17 protein-coding genes and 1 pseudogene are annotated in these 17,778 nt (G+C 67.5%); 11 read left to right on the forward strand and 7 right to left on the reverse strand.

The window, feature by feature from the left end; all coding sequences use genetic code 11:
- The 6 genes from AC1DOC_RS01100 to AC1DOC_RS01125 form a co-directional block, all read right to left on the reverse strand.
- Nucleotides 1-781 (reverse strand): YVTN family beta-propeller repeat protein (locus AC1DOC_RS01100; protein WP_478129302.1); only part of this gene is annotated, 781 nt, incomplete at its 3' end.
- Between the two features lie 22 nt (nucleotides 782-803).
- Nucleotides 804-1,175: a hypothetical protein gene (locus AC1DOC_RS01105; protein ID WP_038107147.1), complete on the reverse strand. Its 372-nt coding sequence runs from the start codon at nucleotides 1,173-1,175 to the stop codon at nucleotides 804-806.
- A 39-nt stretch (nucleotides 1,176-1,214) separates the two neighbouring features.
- The gene (locus AC1DOC_RS01110) at nucleotides 1,215-1,898 is read right to left on the reverse strand and encodes a hypothetical protein (protein ID WP_478080005.1); all 684 of its coding nucleotides are present in this window, start codon (nucleotides 1,896-1,898) and stop codon (nucleotides 1,215-1,217) included.
- Nucleotides 1,899-1,924: 26 nt separating this feature from the next.
- Nucleotides 1,925-2,815, reverse strand: a complete 891-nt coding sequence (locus tag AC1DOC_RS01115; RefSeq protein ID WP_478080004.1) for a quinoprotein dehydrogenase-associated putative ABC transporter substrate-binding protein — start codon at nucleotides 2,813-2,815, stop codon at nucleotides 1,925-1,927.
- Nucleotides 2,812-3,216 (reverse strand): c-type cytochrome, encoded by a 405-nt coding sequence (locus tag AC1DOC_RS01120; protein ID WP_012748141.1) that lies wholly within the window; start codon nucleotides 3,214-3,216, stop codon nucleotides 2,812-2,814. The genes AC1DOC_RS01115 and AC1DOC_RS01120 overlap by 4 nt, the downstream gene beginning before the upstream one ends.
- A gap of 114 nt (nucleotides 3,217-3,330) precedes the next feature.
- Nucleotides 3,331-5,103 carry a methanol/ethanol family PQQ-dependent dehydrogenase gene (locus tag AC1DOC_RS01125; RefSeq protein ID WP_418147396.1) on the reverse strand — a complete coding sequence of 591 codons (1,773 nt, stop codon included), beginning with the start codon at nucleotides 5,101-5,103 and terminating at the stop codon, nucleotides 3,331-3,333.
- Between the two features lie 578 nt (nucleotides 5,104-5,681).
- Here AC1DOC_RS01125 and AC1DOC_RS01130 point away from each other — a divergent pair.
- From AC1DOC_RS01130 to AC1DOC_RS01155, 6 genes are read left to right on the forward strand one after another with little or no spacing between them, the layout of a single operon-like run.
- On the forward strand, nucleotides 5,682-6,395 hold the full coding sequence (locus AC1DOC_RS01130; RefSeq protein WP_012748139.1) for an ABC transporter ATP-binding protein: 714 nt from the start codon (nucleotides 5,682-5,684) through the stop codon (nucleotides 6,393-6,395).
- A 39-nt stretch (nucleotides 6,396-6,434) separates the two neighbouring features.
- Nucleotides 6,435-7,433, forward strand: coding sequence for a PQQ-dependent catabolism-associated beta-propeller protein (locus AC1DOC_RS01135; protein ID WP_478080003.1), 999 nt, complete (start codon nucleotides 6,435-6,437; stop codon nucleotides 7,431-7,433).
- A complete protein-coding gene (locus AC1DOC_RS01140; RefSeq protein WP_478080002.1) occupies nucleotides 7,430-8,611 on the forward strand; it encodes a type 1 periplasmic-binding domain-containing protein in 1,182 nt (393 codons plus the stop codon). Before AC1DOC_RS01135 ends, AC1DOC_RS01140 begins: the two co-directional genes overlap by 4 nt.
- Nucleotides 8,593-9,480, forward strand: a complete 888-nt coding sequence (locus tag AC1DOC_RS01145; RefSeq protein WP_018904567.1) for an ABC transporter permease — start codon at nucleotides 8,593-8,595, stop codon at nucleotides 9,478-9,480. Before AC1DOC_RS01140 ends, AC1DOC_RS01145 begins: the two co-directional genes overlap by 19 nt.
- Nucleotides 9,477-10,493, forward strand: a complete 1,017-nt coding sequence (locus AC1DOC_RS01150; protein WP_478080001.1) for a tripartite tricarboxylate transporter substrate binding protein — start codon at nucleotides 9,477-9,479, stop codon at nucleotides 10,491-10,493. The genes AC1DOC_RS01145 and AC1DOC_RS01150 overlap by 4 nt, the downstream gene beginning before the upstream one ends.
- A gap of 13 nt (nucleotides 10,494-10,506) precedes the next feature.
- Nucleotides 10,507-12,804, forward strand: coding sequence for a TonB-dependent receptor (locus tag AC1DOC_RS01155; protein WP_478080000.1), 2,298 nt, complete (start codon nucleotides 10,507-10,509; stop codon nucleotides 12,802-12,804).
- A gap of 18 nt (nucleotides 12,805-12,822) precedes the next feature.
- Here the strand turns inward: AC1DOC_RS01155 and AC1DOC_RS01160 are convergent, their stop codons facing one another.
- Nucleotides 12,823-13,800 carry a LysR family transcriptional regulator gene (locus tag AC1DOC_RS01160; RefSeq protein WP_478079999.1) on the reverse strand — a complete coding sequence of 326 codons (978 nt, stop codon included), beginning with the start codon at nucleotides 13,798-13,800 and terminating at the stop codon, nucleotides 12,823-12,825.
- Nucleotides 13,801-13,920: 120 nt separating this feature from the next.
- On the opposite strand from AC1DOC_RS01160, the gene AC1DOC_RS01165 reads away from it, so the two are divergent.
- The 5 genes and pseudogenes from AC1DOC_RS01165 to AC1DOC_RS01185 form a co-directional block, all read left to right on the forward strand.
- Nucleotides 13,921-15,387: a form I ribulose bisphosphate carboxylase large subunit gene (locus AC1DOC_RS01165; RefSeq protein WP_012748132.1), complete on the forward strand. Its 1,467-nt coding sequence runs from the start codon at nucleotides 13,921-13,923 to the stop codon at nucleotides 15,385-15,387.
- A gap of 32 nt (nucleotides 15,388-15,419) precedes the next feature.
- Nucleotides 15,420-15,839: a ribulose bisphosphate carboxylase small subunit gene (locus AC1DOC_RS01170; protein ID WP_478129303.1), complete on the forward strand. Its 420-nt coding sequence runs from the start codon at nucleotides 15,420-15,422 to the stop codon at nucleotides 15,837-15,839.
- A gap of 36 nt (nucleotides 15,840-15,875) precedes the next feature.
- The gene (gene cbbX, locus AC1DOC_RS01175; RefSeq protein ID WP_478079996.1) at nucleotides 15,876-16,805 is read left to right on the forward strand and encodes a CbbX protein; all 930 of its coding nucleotides are present in this window, start codon (nucleotides 15,876-15,878) and stop codon (nucleotides 16,803-16,805) included.
- Nucleotides 16,802-17,605 carry an HAD-IA family hydrolase gene (locus AC1DOC_RS01180; protein WP_478079995.1) on the forward strand — a complete coding sequence of 268 codons (804 nt, stop codon included), beginning with the start codon at nucleotides 16,802-16,804 and terminating at the stop codon, nucleotides 17,603-17,605. The genes cbbX and AC1DOC_RS01180 overlap by 4 nt, the downstream gene beginning before the upstream one ends.
- A pseudogene (locus AC1DOC_RS01185) lies at nucleotides 17,606-17,778 on the forward strand (ribulose-phosphate 3-epimerase); the annotation flags it as partial. It lies immediately after the preceding gene.

Consider the following 17,778-nt stretch of genomic DNA (forward strand, 5'->3'; position numbering starts at 1 on the left):
AGGCGGGGTCGATCAGGCTGACTGAGTCTTCGTGCTGGTTGGTCACGTAGAGCAGCGCGCCGCCCTCGGCCAGCGCCGCGCCGTAGGGCGCCTTGCCGACCTTCACGGTGGCAATCACGGCCGGGCGGCGGATGTCGCGCATGTCGACCACCGAGACGTCGTTGCTCTGCACGTTGAGCGCGTAGAGGCGCGAGCGCGGCGCGTCGTAGAGCAGCGCGAACGGATGGCTGCCGACGCGCACGCGCGCCAGCACGCGCTGCGCGGCGGTGTCGACCACGGCCACGCTGTCGTCGTCGCGCTCGGCCACGAAAACGGCGGTGCCGCCGGGATGCGCGGCCACGCCGGCAGGCGCGCGGCCGACCGCGATCGAAGCCAGCGGCTTGGCGGCGCCGGCGGCCTGCGCATCGAGCACCAGCAGCCGGCCGCTGTACCAGTCGGCCACGTAGAGGCGCTGGCCGTCGGCCGAGATGTCGATGCCCACCGGCCCGTCGCCGGCCGGCAGCGTGTTCACGACCTTCTGCTGGCGCATGTCGATGACCGAGATGGTCTTGCTGTCGGGGTTGGAGACGAAGGCCCGGCCCGCGCGGCTGGACGCCACCACGCCGGCCGGCGAGCGGCCCACGGGCACCGTGGCCACCACCTGCTGCGAGGCGAGGTCGATCACCGACACGTCGTGGCTGCCCTGGTTGGTGATGTAGGCGAACGGCGAGGCCCAGGCCGGGCTGCACAGCAGCAGCACCGCGGCAAGCCCGGCGTGCACAGGTGTCGCGGTACCTGTCATGGCGCTGTGCCCGGGACGCGGCTCAGCGCGCGGTCGGCGGGCCGATGAAGCAGCCCTTGTTGGCCTTGGCCTGCAGCGCCTTGTAGCGCTTGATGTCGGCCTGCAGCTTTTCCGAATCGCGGATGTAGCCGCCGCGCTCGCCGCCGATGGTGGTGGCCTTGGCCGCGGTGCTCAGGTCCACGTATTCCGAGTATTTGATTTCCCTGGCCAGCGCGTCGACCGCGCAGGAGCACTTGCTGGCCATTTCGAAGTGGCCCGCATCGGGGTGGGCCGCGATGCATTCCTGCACGTACAGCACGCGGTCCAGCGTGGGAAAGTCGTTGGCATGCGTCGCGCCATGCACGGCCATCGGCAGGCCGAGAAGACAGAGAAGAAGACGGACTGTTTTGTTCATGGCGTTCGCTGGAAGAATTTCTTGGGCGGCAACAGGCACCTAGCGCGCCGGCGCCTTGGCCCCGTCGATCAGGAGCTCCTCGACCATGAGGGGCTGGGCCGCGGCGCTGTCGCCCGGAATGGAGGTGCGAATGCCGTAGACGCCGCCCGGCACCGCGTCGGACAGCGTGAAGCGGTAGGTCTTGGTTGCGAACTTTTCGTACTTCGGCCGGTTCGGGTCGTCCAGGAAGGGGCTGAAGACGATTTCCTTGCCCTTGATGGCGCGGCCCTGGTAGCGCAGCGACACGTCGCGCACTTCGGCGTCCTGGTAGATCCCCATGCGGATGCGCTTGCGGAAGTGGTATTCGGAGCCGCGCGTGAGGCGCTTCATCTCGCGCACGTCGTGCTCCAGGAAATAGAGGATCACGGGATTGCCTTCGGCGGCCGGCACGTCGGGCACCGGGAGCTTGTGCGCGCCGCTCAGGAACACGCCCTTGGCGTCGCAGCAGCGGCCATCTTCCTTGGCGCTCAGGGACACCGTCACGCTGTCGGCAAACGCTTCCTCGAAGCTGCCGGTCTTGCCGAAGGTGTAGCGCAGCAGCATGGGCGCCTGCAGGTCCTTGAGCTGCGGCGTCATGAACAGCAGGCGCTCGGCGGGCGAGAAGTCGCGCTTGTCGGGCTCGGCCTGCGAGGCCGGGGTAGACAAGAGAAGAACGCAGAGCGAAGCGGCGATGGCGAAGCGCATGGGAAAGAAGAACGAAGAACGGCAACTCAGTTGGTGGGAACCCCGAACGATGCATCGACCACCGGCACGCCGAACTCCTTCAGGATGGCCTGGATCTCGGGTGCCTTGGACTCGATCAGCCCTTCGACCTGCTGCTTCCATTCGCGCTCTCCGTAGCGCACGCCCATGGCCATCTGGTAGTCGAGGCGCACGCCCTTTTCGGACTTGAGCGGCACCACCACGAGGGCCGGGTTCTTGACGCGCCGCGCGAAGTAGCCTGCGATCGGGCCCCAGACCACCACCGCGTCGAGCTTGCCTTCGGCCAGGTCCTTCTCGACGATCTCGCCCGGGTACTGCGCGGGGTCGGCGCTCATGAGCTTGTAGGGCACGCCTTGCTCCAGCAGGCCGTGCTTGTTGAGCCATTGCGAGGCCGGCGAGCGGTCGTAGATGCCGATGCGCAGCGACTTGAGCTTGGCCGCATCGAGCTTGAGGAAGTCTTCCGCCGAGGCCACGTTGTCCATGCCCTTGCCCTTGGGAAAGACCAGCGCGTAGGTCGAGCGGTAGTAGGGCTTGGTGACCGAGACTTCGTCGAGACCGACGGGCACGCCCATCACGATGTCGCAGGGGTAGTCCTGGCCCGGCAGCTTGAAGCGCAGCGTGTTGCGGAAGAAGGCCAGCCGCTGCGGGAACGAGTAGTAGGTGACCGGCAGGCCGAGCGCCTTGCCGAACAGCTCGGCGATGCGGTTCTCGATGCCTTCTGCCTTGGTGTTGGAGAAGGGCATGTTGTTGGGGTCCTGGCAGACGCGCAGCGCCTTGCGCGGCGGGGTCTCCTGGGCCGCGGCCGGAACCAGCGCGCAGCAGTAGGCTGCGCCCAGGAGGCCCGCCCGCAGGCGGGCGCCGATGGAAAGGGGCTTGGCAGCATGCTGCCGGGTGGTCATTTGTTTTCTTCCACTCGGGCGCGGGTGATGGCGCCGTCGGACCGGCCCTTGAGGTAGGCGTAGAGCTGGTTGATRTTCTCCATCACCGCCGGGTTGTTGCCGAAGCTCTGCATGCCCTTGTCGAGCCTGCCGTCGCGCACGGTCTTGATGAAGTCTTCCTTCTTCATCGTCTTGAGGCTGTTGATGAGGGACGGTCCCACCATGCCTTCCTGGTTGGGTCCGTGGCAGCGGTCGCAGGCCGCGGAGCGCCAGGTGCGGAAACCCTTCATGGTTTCGGGATCCACCTTGTAGCCGTCGGTGACCTTGTAGGGCGCGGGGTCTGGCGCGGCAATGGCCAGTGTGCAGGCCACGCCGGCAAGCAGGACGAGGGAAGGCAGCAACGTTGACTTACGAAATTTCATGGCTCCTGGGTCTCCGGTATCTTTTGAAAGTGCGTGGGGGAGAGCCCTCGAGCGAGTGCTCTCCCGGTTCGCATGTTGCGTCTAACTATGCAATGACGCCTCGGTAGTAACGCCTCAGTTGGGCAGCGCGAAGACAGTCAGCGAGCCGCCGAGCTCGGTGTACTGGGCGAGGTCCTTGTAGCCGCCGACGGCGCCGAGGCCTTCGGTGCTCTTCTCGGGGTCGATGCCCGCAGCCATGCCGATGCCGGCCCAGCCGCCGATGCCCGAGAACACGCCGACGTACTGCTTGCCCTTGTGCTCATAGGTGAACACGTTGCCGATGATGCCCGACGGGGTCTTGAACTTGAACAGCTCCTTGTTGATGTCCTTGGCATCCACGCACTTGAGGTAGCCTTCCAGCGTGCCGTAGCAGGAGATCCCGCCCGCGGTGTTGAGCGAACCGCTCCACACCGAGAACTTCTCGGCCTTGGTCTGCACGATCTTGCCGGTGCCTGCATCCCAGGCGATGAAGTTGCCCATGCCGCCATGGCTGCCCGGCGTGGGGTACATCGACAGGGTGGCGCCCACGTACGGCTGGCCTGCCGTGTACTCGACCTTGAACGGCTCGTAGTCCATGCAGACGTGGTTCGTCGGCACGTAGAAGAGCTTGGTGTTGGGGTCGTAGGAAGCCGGTTGCTGGTCCTTGCTGCCCAGCGCCGCCGGGCAGATGCCCTTGGTGTTGACGTCGGCGCCGTTCTGCGCGGTGGAGTACTTGGCCACCACCTGCGGCCGGCCGGTCTTCATGTCGACGTGCGTTGCCCAGTTCACCTTGGGGTCGTACTTCTCGGCCACCAGCAGCGCGCCGGTCACGCGGTCCAGCGTGTAGGCGAAGCCGTTGCGGTCGAAGTGCACCAGCGCCTTGGTCGGCTTGCCCTTGACGTTGATGTCCGCCAGGATCATTTCGTTGATGCCGTCGAAGTCCCATTCGTCATAGGGCGTCATCTGGTAGACCCAGTTGACCTTGCCGGTGTCGACGTCGCGCGACCAGATGCTCATGGACCACTTGTTGTCGCCGGGTCGCTGCGAGGGGTTCCAGGTCGACGGGTTGCCGGTGCCGTAGTACACGGCATTGGTCGCCTTGTCGTAGCTGTACCAGCCCCAGGTGGTGCCGCCGCCGATCTTCCACTGGTCGCCCTTCCAGGTCTTCAGCGAAGAGTCCTTGCCCACGGGCGCCATCTTGCCGTCGGTCCAGGTCATGGTCTTGGCCGGGTCCATCAGCATTTCTTCGTCGGGGCCGGTGCTGAAGCCCTTCCACGCCAGCTTGCCGTCCTTGATGTTGTAGGCCGCCAGGAAGCCGCGCACGCCGAACTCGCCGCCGCTGATGCCGGTGATGACCTTGTCCTTGAAGACGTGGGGTGCGTTGGTGTTGGTGGCGCCGACCTTCGGATCGCCGTTCTTCACCGTCCACACCACCTTGCCGGTCTTGCTGTCGAGCGCCACCAGGGTGGTGTCGGCCTGTTGCAGGAAGACCTTTCCTTCCGCATAGGCAAGTCCGCGGTTCACCGTGTCGCAGCACATGACCGCGATCACCGACTGGTCCTGCTTGGGTTCGTACTTCCACAGGATCTTCTGGGTCTCGACGTCGAGCGCGAACACCTTGTTCGGGAACGGCGAGTGCAGGTACATGACGCCATCGACCACCAGGGGCGAACCCTCGTGGCCGCGCAGCACGCCGGTGGAGAAGGTCCACGCGACCTGCATCTTGCCCACGTTGCTCTTGGTGATCTGATTCAACTTGCTGTATCGCTGGTTGAACATATCGCCCGCTTGCGTGGCCCAGTTCTTGGAGTTGGCGATGTTTTTCTCGACGTCGGCATTGGCGAGCGCCAAGGCCGGAAGAGCCAACATCGCGACGCCGATATGCCGTACGAGACGGCCGGCGATCTGCCTGGAAAACTTCATAGATGTCTCCTCACATTTCAGTGGGTTTTGAACATGGTCAATGGCGGCAGCCTGCGGATCTTTCGATCACCTTGGCGAATGCTGCGGTCCGCAACATCCATGCCTGCCGGTTCCAGCGTGGAGCACTTCGGCAGCCGATGCGCGCTCCATGCAAAGACAGGCGGCTCCACTCGGAAGAGGCATGCACGCGGCGGCCCTTGCACAGCATGCGGCGGCGTGCTGCAACGCGGTCCGGACCTAGGGAAATCCCGAGCGTTCGGTGTGCTGGCCGGGGCCGCCCGCCACGCATTGCCGTAGCCCTGCATCTTGTGCGCATCAAATTTGACGCAAAGTGTCTCGCGCGACGTGACGGATGTCTTGCGGGCATGGCGCGCATCGGGCTGCGCAGGCCTTCGCGCGGGCCAACGAATGGCAATGCATCACAGTGAAAACCCTCGAATTCCAGAGGCACGGAATTTGCGGCTCGAAGGCAAACGGCCCCTACCATTGAGACACCCAAAGCCCGGCGAATCCCATCGATCTACATGCTGCGAACCATCGACTTAACCAAGCGCTATGGCACGCGCACGGCGCTGCAGTCGTTGTCGCTGCATCTGCCTGCGGGCCAGTTCGTGGCGCTGCTCGGGCCCAACGGCGCGGGCAAGTCGACGTTGTTCCAGGTGCTCACGGGCATGTTCGCGGCCGACGAAGGCGAGGTCGAGGTGGCCGGCCATTCGCTGCGCCGCTCGGCAACGGCGGCGCTGCGGCACATCGGCGTCGTGTTCCAGCAGATGTCGCTCGACCTGGACCTGAGCATCCGGCGCAACCTGCTGTTCCAGGCCGACCTGCATGGCCTGCCGCGGCGGCTTGCGGCCGAACGCATCGCGTCGGCCTGCGAGCGCCTGAACATCGACGCCAATCTCGACCGCAAGGTGCGCGAGCTCTCGGGCGGCAACCGGCGCAAGGTCGAGCTGGCRCGCGCCGGGCTGCACCGGCCGGCCGTGCTGCTGATGGACGAAGCCACCGTCGGGCTCGACCCCAGGTCGCGCCAGGACCTGCTGGCGGCCCTGCATGCGGACGTGCGCGAGCGCGGCGTGTGCGTGCTGTGGGCCACGCACCGGGTCGAGGAGGCCGAGGAGGCCGACCGCGTGCTGGTGCTGCACAAGGGACAGCTGCTGGCGGACGGCACGCCGGCGCAGGTGGGCCAGAGCCTTGGCGGCGCCACGCTGGAGGCGGGCTTCATCGCGCGCACCGCCTGAACCAAGAACGATCCGAGCCAAAAAGAATGGAGACATCGCATGCCGCAACCCTTCCTGCCCCCGCCTGCGCGCACCCTGGTCCGCGCGGCCGCTAGCGCGCTCGCGCTGGCCGCCGCGAGCGCCGCCGCGCTGGCGCAGGGCACCGCCTATGTGTCGAGCGAAAAGGACAGCGCGCTGACGATGATCGACCTGGCAACCCTGGCCGTGAAGGGCACGATCCCGACCTGCAAGCGCGCGCGCCATATCCAGCTCACGCCCGAGCGCCAGATCATGGTGGCCTGCACCGATTCCAACCAGGCCGACCTGATCGACCCCGCGATCGGCAAGTCGGTGCGGCGCATTCCGCTGGGCGACGAGCCCGAGGCCTTCGACCTGTCGCCGGACGGCAAGGTCATCTACGTCTCCAACGAGGATGCGGGCGAGGCCAGCTTCATCGACGCGGCCAGCGGCAAGAAGCTGCGCTCGGTCAAGGTGGGCGCGGAGCCCGAAGGCGTCAAGGTCAGCGCCGACGGCAAGACGCTGTACATCACGTCCGAGGTGGCGAGCCTGGTGCACGTGATCGACACGGCCAGCGGCAAGGTCGTGAAGAACATCAAGGTCGGCAAGCGCCCGCGGCGCATGGCCATCACGCCCGACGGCAAGGAGCTCTGGGTCACCAACGAACTGGGCGCGAGCGTCAGCATCGTCTCGACTGCGACGAACGAGGTGATCGACACGCTCAAGTTCGAGGTGAAGGGCGCGCGCGCCGAGGACATCACGCCCGTGGGCATCCAGATGACGAGCGACGGCAAGCGGGCTTTCGTGGGCCTGGGCCGCGCCAACCACGTGGCCTTCGTCGACGTGGCCAGCCGCAAGGTCGGCTCGCTGGTGCTGGTCGGCAAGCGGGCCTGGAACGTCACGCTCGACAAGGCGCAGGCGCGGCTCTACGTGGTCAACGGCTTGAGCGACGACGTGACGGTGGTCGACGTGGCCGGCGCCAAGGCCATCAAGAGCGTTCCGGTAGGGCGCGTGCCCTATGGGCTCGTGATCGTCGAATGAGGATGCGCGCAACGGCTTCCTGGCTGGCGGGCGCGTGGTGGATGGCCGTGGCGCTCGTGGCGCCGGCGGCGGCGGGCGCGGCCGTGCTCAAGGCCACGCTGATCACGCCGGACGACGATCCCCGCCTGGAGCGTTCCCGCGTGGAGCGTGCCTACCTGGGGCACCCGGGCGGCCCGCTTTCCGATGGGCTCGAAGTTGCACTCGAGGAGACGAAGTTCGAACTCGAGGCCGCCGGCGCCGAAGTGTCGCTGGCCAGCGCGCCGGCCGCGACCCTCGAGGCGGCGCGCGCCGCGGCCGTGGCGGCCGAGAAGAGCGGCGCCGCGGTGCTGCTGACCGACCTGCCGGCCGAATGGACGCTGGCCGTGGCCGATGCCGTGAAGCTGCCGGTGCTGAACCTGGGCGACGCCTCCGACCGGCTGCGCCAGCAGGATTGCCGCGCCCGCGTGTTCCATTTGATTCCCAGCGAACGCATGCGCAGCGATGCGCTGGCGCAGACGCTGGTGTCGCGCAAATGGAGCAAGCTGCTCCTGCTGGTGGGCGGCAGCCCGCAGGACGCGCTGCGCGCGGCCACCGTGCAGGCCTCGATCAAGCGCTACGGCCTGCAGGTGGTGGCCAGCAAGCCGTTCAAGCTCTCGGCCGATCCGCGCGAGCGCGACCTGGCCAACCCGCTGCTGCTCACGGCCGGCAACAGCTACGACGCCGTGTGGGTGGTCGACAGCGACGGCGAATTCGCCCGCATGCTGCCCTACCGCACCGTGCTGCCGCGGCCGGTGGTGGGCGACGGCGGGCTGGTGGCGCTGGCCTGGCATGCGCAGTTCGAGCGCTATGGCGCGCCGCAGGTCTCGCGCCGATTCGCCAAGGCCGCGAAGCGCCCGATGACCGCGCAGGACTGGGCCGCGTGGATGGCCGGCAAGACCCTGGCAGCCGCCGCCATTGCCGCGCCCAAGGGCCCGAACGCGGCCTGGGCCCAGGCCATCGGCAAGAGCACGCTCGACGGCTCCAAGGGCACCAGCCTGAGCTTCCGCGCCTGGGACGGCCAACTGCGCCAGCCCATGCTGCTGACGGACGGGCAGGGCGTGATCGCGCAGGCGCCGGCCGAAGGCGTGCTGCACCCGCGCAACGTGCTCGACACGCTGGGCGCCGATGCCCCGGAGAAGCTATGTCCGATCGCGCGCTAGAAACCCCCAAGCCCGCGGACGGGCAGGCCGAACCGCTGGCGCGGCGCGGCATGGGCCACGCGCTGCAGGCGATGCGCGCGATCATGCTGCGCGAGCTCTACAAGTTCTCGCAGCAGACCGGGCGGCTGGTGTCGGCGCTGGTGCGGCCGCTCCTGTGGCTGGCGGTGTTCGCGGCCGGTTTCCGCAACGTCTTCGGCGTGGCGATCGTCGAGCCCTACGACACCTACATTCCCTACGACGTCTACATCGTGCCGGGGCTGGTCGGCATGGTGCTGCTGTTCAACGGCATGCAGTCGTCGCTGGCCATGGTCTACGACCGCGAGATGGGCCTGATGCGCCTGCTGCTCACCGCGCCGCTGCCGCGGCCCTGGCTCCTGTTCTCCAAGCTCTGCGCCACTGCGCTGCTGTCGGTGCTGCAGGCGCTGGTGTTCGTGGTGGTGGCGGCGCTGATCGGCACCGAGCTGCCGCTGCTGTCGCTCTCGGCCCTGCATGCGCTGGTGGCGCTGGCGGCCGGCGCGCTCATGCTCGGCGCGCTCGGGCTGCTGCTGTCGGTGCACATCAAGCAGCTGGAGAACTTCGCGGGCACGATGAACTTCGTCATCTTCCCGATGTACTTCCTGTCGACCGCGCTCTACCCGCTGTGGAAGCTGCAGGAATCGGGCGCCGAATGGGTGTACCAGCTCGCGCGCTTCAATCCCTTCACCTACGCGGTGGAGTGGGTCCGCTTTGCGCTTTACGGCAAGGACCCGGGCGTGGCGCCCTATGTGGTGCTGGGCTGCCTGGTGGTTTTCTTCGGGCTCGCCTGCTGGGGCTACGACCCGCAACGCGGCTTCGGCGGCCTCACCAAGCGCGGCGGAGGCGGGCCATGAGCCGGAAGCGGGCCACCACGCGCGGGCAGGGCGGTTCCACCCGGCGCAGCTTGCTGCGCGGCGCCGGCGCGCTGGCGCTGGGCGCGCTGCCCTTGGCCCGGGCGATGGCCTCGACCGAGCCCTTTCCTTCGCGCCCCGTCACGCTGTGGGTGCCCTGGCCCGCGGGCGGCGCCACCGACATCTCGCTGCGGATCCTGGCCGAGCTGGCCTCGGTGCCGCTCGGGCAGCCGGTGCTGACCGAAAACCGCGGCGGCGCCGGCGGCACGCTGGCCATGCCGGTGCTGCAGCAGGCGCGGCCCGACGGCTACACCATCGCCCAGATGCCGCAGCCGGTGTTCCGCGCGCCGCACACGCAGAAGGTGCTGTGGGACCCGATCCGCGACGTGACGCCGATCATCCAGGTGTCCAGCGTCACCTTCGGCATGCTGGTCGCGGCCGGCAGCCCGATGCGCTCGCTCGAAGACATGTTCGCGTTCGCACGCGCCCGGCCCGGCGAGCTGACCGTTGCCACCAACGGCATCGGCACCACGCCGCACATGGTGCTGGAGACGCTGTTCACGGCGCGCGGCCTGCGCTACATCCATGTGCCGTACAAGGGCACGTCCGAGCAGCTCAACGCGATTGCGGGCGGGCAGGTGATGGCCGGCGTCAATTCCACCGGCTTCGGGCCGGCGGTCGATGCAGGCACGCTGCGGCTGCTGGCCATCTTTTCGGGTGAGCGTTCGAAGCGCTGGCCACAGGTGCCCGTGCTGCGCGAACTGGGCTTCGACATCGTGGCCAAGTCGCCCTACGGGCTGGCGGGGCCGCGCGGCCTGCCGCGCGGCGTGGTGGCGGTGCTGCACGATGCCTTCAAGAAAGCCATGTTCGACCAGCGCTTCAAGGACGAACTCGCCAAGTACGACCAGGAGGCCGACTACCTCGGCCCGGAGGCCTATGCGCAGTCGTGCCGCGAAATCTTCGCGCAGGAGCGCGCCATCGTCGAAAAGCTGGGCCTCGCGCGCACCGGCACTTGAGGGGGAGAACACCGTGAGCCGACCGAACAAGCCGAGGTCCCGCCGCCTGATCGGCCTTGCCGTGGCGGCCGCTGCCTGCCCCATGCCCGGCCAGGCGCAGGAGGCCGCCGCGGCCCAGCCGGGCAGCCTGCCGGCCGTGGAGGTGGTCGCCACCACGCCCGTGCCGGGCATCGAGGTGCCGAAGGACCAGATCCCGTCGAACGTGCAGACCGCCGACGACCGGCAGCTGCGCCGCGCGCAGAGCCTGAACCTGCCGGACTTCATGGCCACGCAGCTGCCCAGCGTGAACGTGAACGAGATCCAGGGCAATCCGTTCCAGGTCGACGTGAACTACCGCGGCTTCAGCGCGAGCCCGGTGCTCGGTACGCCGCAGGGGCTGTCGGTGTACCAGGACGGCGTGCGCATCAACGAGCCCTTCGGCGACGTGGTGAACTGGGACCTGATCCCCAAGGCCGCCATCTCGAGCATCACGCTGCTGCCGGGCTCCAACCCGCTGTTCGGCCTCAACACGCTCGGCGGTGCGCTGTCGCTGCAGACCAAGCGCGGCGACACGCATCCGGGCACCGAGCTGGAACTGCAGGCCGGCTCCTTCGGCCGTGTGAGCACCGAGCTCACGCACGGCCGAAAGCTCGCCGAAGGCGGCCACCTGTTCCTTGCGCTCGGCGGCCTCAACGAGGACGGCTGGCGCAACTTCTCGCCCTCGCGCGTGCGCCAGCTGTTTGCCAAGGTCGGGCAGGACAGCGGAAAGCTCTCCTGGGACCTGAGCTTCACCCACGGCGACAACCGGATGATCGGCAACGGCCTCTTGCCCGAGTCCATGCTGATGCAGAACCGCAAGCAGGTGTACACGCGGCCCGACCGCACCGAAAACCGCATGTCGATGCTCACGCTCAATGCCAGCTACCGCCTGAGCGACGTGCAGACGATCTCCATGACCGCCTACTCGCGGCGCTCGCGCTACAGCACGCTCAACGGCGACCTCAACGACGATTTCAATCCGCCGGACAACGAAGCCACGGGCGTGGAGAACCGCACCTACACGCGCCAGCGCAGCGAAGGCGTGGCGCTGCAGTCGACCTACACGGCGGGCATTCACCAGCTCACTTTCGGCGCCTCCGTGGACCGTGCGCGCACGCACTTCCGCCAGACCGAGGCCGAGGGCCTGCTCGACTCCACGCGCGCGGTGGTGCCGCAGGAAGAAGCCGAAGTCGATGCGCTGCTCGCGGGCAAGAGCCGCACCGCGAGCATCTATTTTTCCGACCTGGTGAGCCTGCAGCCGAACTTGCAGCTGAGCCTTTCGGGCCGCTACAACGACACCCGCGTGACCACCCGCGACGATGGGCGCGCCTTGCTCGGCCTGTCCACCCGGCTCGATGGCGAAGGCCATTACAAGAAGTTCAATCCCGCCATCGGCCTCACCTGGCAGGCCACGCCGCGGCTCACGGCCTATGCGGGCTGGAGCCAGGGCAGCCGCGCGCCGAGCCCGATCGAGCTCGGCTGCTCCGATCCGGCCAACGCCTGCGTGCTGCCAAACGCGCTGCAGTCCGACCCGCCGCTCAAGCAGGTGGTGTCGCAGACCTTCGAAACCGGGCTGCGCGGCACGCTCGAGCCAGGCATGCGGTGGAATGCCTCGGTGTTCCGCACCGTCAACAAGGACGACCTGCTGTTCGTGAGCAGCGGGCTCTCGCGCGGCTACTTCAGCAACTTCGGGCGCACCCTGCGCCAGGGCGTGGAACTCGGGCTTTCGCAGCAGACCGAGCGCGTCGACTGGTCGCTGTCGTACAGCTACCTGCGCGCGAGGTACGACTCGCCGGCCTGCCTGGTGGCCGAGGCCAACAGCAGTGCCGAGACCAGCCCCGCCTGCACCGGCGAGGGCGAGATCGCGGTGCGCCGCGGCGACCGCCTGCCGGGGCTGCCGGCGCATTCGCTCAAGCTCAACGTCGACTGGCGCGTGACGCCCGAGTGGACGCTGGGCGCGCAGTACCGCGTCTATTCGAAGCAGACGGTGCGCGGCAACGAGAACGGCCTGCACGCGCCCGACGGGGCCGACTTCAGCGGCAGCGGCCGCATCGGCGGCTACGCGCTGCTCGACCTCACGACGCGCTGGAAGCTCGGGCCCAACGTGGAGCTCTTTGCCAAGGTGGCGAACGTCTTCAACCGCCGCTACGCCACCGCCGGCCAGCTGGGCCGCAGCGGCTTCGATGCGAGCGGCGCGGTGCTGGCGCCCGATGCATGGCGCAACGCGCAGTTCGTGGCGCCGGGCGCGCCGCGCGCGGTGTGGATCGGCATGCGGGTGCAGCTGGGCGTTTGAGCCCGCGCGCCCGAAGATTCAGGCCGCGCGCCGCACGCTGCGCTTTCTTGCAGCGGCACGGGCCACTGGCAATGTGCCGAGCTGCTTCTGGATCTGCGCCTGGCCATGCGTGCGCAAATACTCCTCGAAGGCCAGCGCCACCTGCGGCAATTGCCGCGACGCCAGGTGCATCACGTACCAGTCGCGCACCACCGGATTGCCCGGCACCGGCAGCACGCCCAGCAGGCCGGCGTTCATCTCGAGCACGCAGGTGTGCATCGACAAGAACGCAATGCCGAAGCCCGCGGCGCACATCTGCTTGATGGCCTCGTTGCTCGACAGCTCGGAGCCGATGCGCAGCGGCAGGCCGTGGTCCTTGAAGAAGCGTTCGACCGTGGTGCGCGTGCCCGAACCGCGCTCGCGCACCAGCATGCGCGTGTCCGAGAGCAGCGCGATGCTCGGCTTGGCGGCGGACATCAGCGGATGCGACGGCGCCGCGAGAAAGGCCATCGGGTGCTTGGCGAAGGGGCTGGAGTCGGTCTTCAGCTCCGCGGGCGGGCGGCCCATGATGGCGATGTCGATCTCCTGGCCCGCGAGCATGCGCACGATCTCGTCGCGGTTGCCGACCTGCAGCTTGACCTTCACCTTCGGATGCTCCTTGGCGAAGTTCACGAGGATGGGCGGTAGCAGGTACTCGGCCGTGGTGATGGCGCCCACGCGCAAGGTGCCCGAGAACACGCCCTGCAGCATGGCCATTTCGTCGCCGGCCTCGCGCCACAGGTCGAGGATGCGGCCGGCATAGCCCGCCAGTAATTCTCCCGCTTCGGTCAGCCGGATGCCGCGGCCCGTGCGCTGCAAAAGCGGCGTGCCGGCCGACTCCTCGAGTGTGCCGATCTGTATCGACACCGCGGGTTGCGTCAGGTGCATTTCATCTGCAGCAAGTGAAACGCTGCCGAGCCGCGCCACGGCGTGGAAGGTGGCGAGCTGCCTGAAGCTCGCGTGCTTGGAAAGGGGCATGCAGTGATATTAGGTTTGGCAAATGTGAATGTCAAAAGATTTAATTTTTCTTTATCTTTCATGCGGCCTACATTCACTTCACCAGACAGCACCACCCCCCTTCTTTTTGAGAGGCACTCCATGGGCAACATGAACGAAGCAATCCAGATCACCGACGCCAAGAAGCGCTACTCGGCCGGTGTGCTCAAGTACGCGCAGATGGGCTACTGGGACGGCGACTACGTGCCCAAGGACACGGACATCCTCGCGCTCTTTCGCATCACGCCGCAGGAAGGCGTGGACGCCATCGAGGCTGCCGCGGCAGTGGCCGGCGAATCGTCCACCGCCACCTGGACCGTGGTGTGGACCGACCGCCTCACGGCCTGCGACATGTACCGCGCCAAGGCCTACAAGGTCGAGCCGGTGCCCAACAACCCGGGCCAGTACTTCTGCTACGTGGCCTACGACCTCTCGCTGTTCGAGGAAGGCTCGATCACCAACGTGACGGCTTCCATCATCGGCAACGTCTTCAGCTTCAAGCCGCTGAAGGCCGCGCGGCTGGAGGACATGAAGTTCCCGGTGGCCTACGTCAAGACCTTCCCCGGTCCGCCGACCGGCATCGTGGTGGAGCGCGAGCGGCTCGACAAGTTCGGCCGGCCGCTGCTGGGCGCGACCACCAAGCCCAAGCTCGGGCTCTCGGGCCGCAACTACGGCCGCGTGGTGTACGAAGGCCTGCGCGGCGGGCTCGACTTCATGAAGGACGACGAGAACATCAACTCGCAGCCCTTCATGCACTGGCGCGACCGCTTCCTGTTCGTGATGGACGCGGTCAACAAGGCCAGCGCCGCCACCGGCGAGGTCAAGGGCAGCTACCTGAACGTCACGGCCGGCACCATGGAAGAGATGTACCGCCGCGCGCAGTTCGCCAAGGAGCTGGGCTCGGTGATCGTGATGGTCGACCTGGTGATCGGCTACACAGCCATCCAGTCGATGAGCAACTGGTGCCGCCAGAACGACATGATCCTGCACCTGCACCGCGCGGGCCACGGCACCTACACGCGCCAGAAGAACCACGGCGTGAGCTTCCGGGTGATCGCCAAGTGGATGCGCCTCGCAGGCGTGGACCACATCCATGCGGGCACGGCCGTGGGCAAGCTCGAAGGCGACCCGATGACGGTGCAGGGCTACTACAACGTGTGCCGCGACACGCACACCAAGGTCGACCTGCCGCGCGGCATCTACTTCGACCAGGACTGGGGCGCGCTGCGCAAGGTGATGCCGGTGGCTTCGGGCGGCATCCATGCCGGCCAGATGCACCAGCTGCTCGACCTGTTCGGCGACGACGTCGTGCTGCAGTTCGGCGGCGGCACCATCGGGCATCCGCAAGGCATCCAGGCCGGGGCCACGGCCAACCGCGTGGCGCTCGAAGCCATGGTGCTGGCACGCAACGAAGGCCGCGACATCGCCAACGAGGGGCCGCAGATTTTGCGCGACGCGGCCAAGTGGTGCACGCCGCTCGCGGCCGCGCTCGACACCTGGGGCGAGATCTCCTTCAACTACGCCTCCACCGATACCTCGGACTACGTGCCGACGCCGTCGGTGGCCTGAACCCGTCTTTTCAAGTTCCAGGAGCAACAGACATGCGAATCACACAAGGCACCTTTTCCTTCCTGCCCGACCTGAGCGACGAGCAGATCAGCCGCCAGGTCGAGTACTGCCTGGACAAGGGCTGGGYCATCGGCCTCGAATACACCGACGACCCGCATCCGCGCAACACCTTCTGGGAGATGTTCGGCAACCCGATGTTCGACATCAAGGATGCGGCCGGCGTGATGCTCGAACTCGCGGCTTGCCGCAAGACCTTTCCGCAGCAGTACATTCGCGTGACGGCCTTCGACTCGACGCACGGCACCGAGTCGGTCGTGATGTCCTTCATCGTCAACCGGCCGTCCAACGAACCGGGCTTCCGCCTGATCCGCACCGAGGAGCCGGGCCGCACGATCCGCTACAGCCTCGAAAGCTATGCGGTGCAGGCGCGACCCGAAGGCAGCCGGTACTGATCGAAACCTGTCGCACGCGCATTGCAAGAGGCACGCATGGACGCCACCGAAACTCCCGCCACCGCGGCCACTGCCACGGCGCCAAGGCAGCTCTTCGAGTCCTCGGGCGTGAAGGCGCTGCTCGACCAGCTCGACGCCGAGCTGATCGGGCTGGCGCCGGTCAAGGGCCGCATCCGCGACATCGCGGCGCTGCTCCTGATCGACAAGCTGCGCCAGGAACAGGGGCTGCAGTCGCAGCCGCCTTCGCTGCACATGTCGTTCACGGGCAACCCCGGCACCGGCAAGACCACGGTGGCGATGCGCATGGCCGAGGTGCTCAAGCAGCTGGGCTACGTGCGCAAGGGCCATCTGGTGGCGGTGACGCGCGACGACCTCGTGGGCCAGTTCATCGGCCACACGGCGCCCAAGACCAAGGAAGTGATCAAGAAGGCGATGGGCGGCGTGCTGTTCATCGACGAGGCCTACTACCTCTACCGGCCCGAGAACGAGCGCGACTACGGGCAGGAGGCCATCGAAATCTTGCTGCAGGTGATGGAGAACCAGCGCGACGACCTGGTGGTGATTCTTGCGGGCTACAAGGACCGCATGGAGACCTTCTTCGGCAGCAACCCGGGCATGGCCTCGCGCATTGCGCACCACATCGACTTTCCGGACTACAGCGAGGCCGAGCTGATGCAGATCGCGCAGCTCATGCTGGGGCGGCTGAACTACAGCTTCGACGACGGCGCGGCCTCCACCTTCTCGCGCTACGTGAGCCTGCGCCGGCAGCAGCCGCACTTTGCCAATGCGCGATCGATCCGCAACGCGCTCGACCGCATCCGGCTGCGCCACGCCACGCGCCTGTTCGGCAGCGACGCGGCGCTGACGCGCGAGCAGCTCTGCACGCTGCAGGCGCAGGACATCCTGGCCAGCCGCGTCTTCCATCCGGCGGCGGAGGCCGCGCAGGCCGAAGGAGAAAAGAGATGAGCATCGAAGCCCTGGTCTTCGACGTCGACGGCACCCTGGCCGACACCGAGGAAGTGCATCGCATGGCCTTCAACCTGGCGTTCGAGCAGCTCGGGCTCGGCTGGCATTGGAGCCAGGCCGAATACCGCGCGCTGCTGGCGGTCACCGGCGGCAAGGAGCGCATGAAGGCCTATGTCGATTCGCTGCCGCTCGGCGCATCCGAGAAGAAGCGGCTGCATGAACACGTGCCGGCCATCCATGCGGCCAAGACGCAGCACTACACCGACATCGCGCGGCGCGGCGGCATCGAGCTGCGCACCGGCGTGCTGCGCTTCCTGGAGGAGGCTCAGCGCGCCGGCCTGCGCCTGGCCATTGCCAGCACCACCACGGCCGTCAACATCGACGCGCTGCTGCAGGCCACGCTGGGCCCGCGCGGGCTCACGATGTTCGACGTGATCGCCTGCGGCGACCAGGTGCGCGCGAAAAAACCCGCCTCCGACATCTACCTGCTGGCGCTCGAGACGCTGGGCGTGCCGCCCGAGCGCGCGATCGCCATCGAGGACTCGCCAAACGGGCTGCGCTCGGCCCTGGGCGCCGGGCTCTGGACGCTGGTCACGCCCACCTTCTGGACCGAGGGCAGCGACTTCAGCGGTGCCGGCCTGGTGCTGCCGAGCCTGGGCGACCCCAGCCAGCCGCTGGCCGGCGAACCCGGCGGACGCCTCGAGTCCGCGGCGTGGCTCGGCATCGACGAACTGTTGCAAATGGCCACGGTGGCCCCGCCATTGAATACCGTGCAGGCGCTTTACCGCGAGAACTCCTAGATGCAGAACACAAGAAACGCCATGCGCATCGCGCCCAGCCTGCTGTCGGCCAACTTTGCGCGGCTCGGCGAAGAGGTCACGGCGGTCATCGAGGCCGGTGCCGACCTGATCCATTTCGATGTCATGGACAACCACTATGTTCCAAATCTGACAATCGGTCCGCTGGTCTGCGA

Source organism: Variovorax sp. 01T439_2, assembly GCF_056398445.1.

Coding starts and splice junctions, on each gene's coding strand:
- AC1DOC_RS01180 (WP_478079995.1), top strand. CDS start 16,802: ATGAGCATCGAAGCCCTGGTCTTCGACGTCGACGGCACCCTGGCCGAC.
- cbbX (WP_478079996.1), top strand. CDS start 15,876: ATGGACGCCACCGAAACTCCCGCCACCGCGGCCACTGCCACGGCGCCA.
- AC1DOC_RS01145 (WP_018904567.1), top strand. CDS start 8,593: ATGTCCGATCGCGCGCTAGAAACCCCCAAGCCCGCGGACGGGCAGGCC.
- AC1DOC_RS01115 (WP_478080004.1), bottom strand. CDS start 2,815: ATGACCACCCGGCAGCATGCTGCCAAGCCCCTTTCCATCGGCGCCCGC.
- AC1DOC_RS01110 (WP_478080005.1), bottom strand. CDS start 1,898: ATGCGCTTCGCCATCGCCGCTTCGCTCTGCGTTCTTCTCTTGTCTACC.
- AC1DOC_RS01105 (WP_038107147.1), bottom strand. CDS start 1,175: ATGAACAAAACAGTCCGTCTTCTTCTCTGTCTTCTCGGCCTGCCGATG.
- AC1DOC_RS01135 (WP_478080003.1), top strand. CDS start 6,435: ATGCCGCAACCCTTCCTGCCCCCGCCTGCGCGCACCCTGGTCCGCGCG.
- AC1DOC_RS01150 (WP_478080001.1), top strand. CDS start 9,477: ATGAGCCGGAAGCGGGCCACCACGCGCGGGCAGGGCGGTTCCACCCGG.
- AC1DOC_RS01125 (WP_418147396.1), bottom strand. CDS start 5,103: ATGTTGGCTCTTCCGGCCTTGGCGCTCGCCAATGCCGACGTCGAGAAA.
- AC1DOC_RS01140 (WP_478080002.1), top strand. CDS start 7,430: ATGAGGATGCGCGCAACGGCTTCCTGGCTGGCGGGCGCGTGGTGGATG.
- AC1DOC_RS01165 (WP_012748132.1), top strand. CDS start 13,921: ATGGGCAACATGAACGAAGCAATCCAGATCACCGACGCCAAGAAGCGC.
- AC1DOC_RS01160 (WP_478079999.1), bottom strand. CDS start 13,800: ATGCCCCTTTCCAAGCACGCGAGCTTCAGGCAGCTCGCCACCTTCCAC.